Annotated in this window: 1 protein-coding gene; it reads left to right on the top strand. The window is 43.3% G+C overall.

Going from position 1 to position 397, the window contains the following annotated elements; translation table 11 throughout:
* A partial coding sequence (locus WG89_RS31525; RefSeq protein WP_172806962.1) for a hypothetical protein occupies window positions 1-397 on the top strand: 397 nt, incomplete at both ends.

Genomic DNA, 397 nt, shown 5'->3' on the forward strand with positions numbered 1-397 from the left:
ATGCACTGCAGACACTAAAGATTATGACAGTGCCATGGAGCAGTTTTTATCAGAGCAAATAAAAAACGGCAAAAGTCCCTATGAAATAGCTGATGAGCTCAACCTGAAAAACATTGGTAAGTGGTCTGCAGCTAATGAAGTTAAAGCGGCCTGTAGAGTGGAGCTTCCAAAAGCTGTCACTAAGGAGACAGAGGTTGAGGATCAAGACAACCAGCCAATGGACCTCGAAGAGGTAGAAGATGCATGCAGTGAGGGGGAATCATTTGAAAGTGATGCATCTATAGAATGGACCAGTGAGGACGTAGTCACTTTGATTAAGGACAAAGGTCTGAAGCTACCTCCCGGCTATCGATTGGAACAAGATGTATTAGCCTTTTGTAAAGATGAAGTTGTAAGG

Origin of the sequence: Endozoicomonas arenosclerae (assembly GCF_001562015.1) — a bacterium.
GTDB lineage: Bacteria > Pseudomonadota > Gammaproteobacteria > Pseudomonadales > Endozoicomonadaceae > Endozoicomonas_A > Endozoicomonas_A arenosclerae.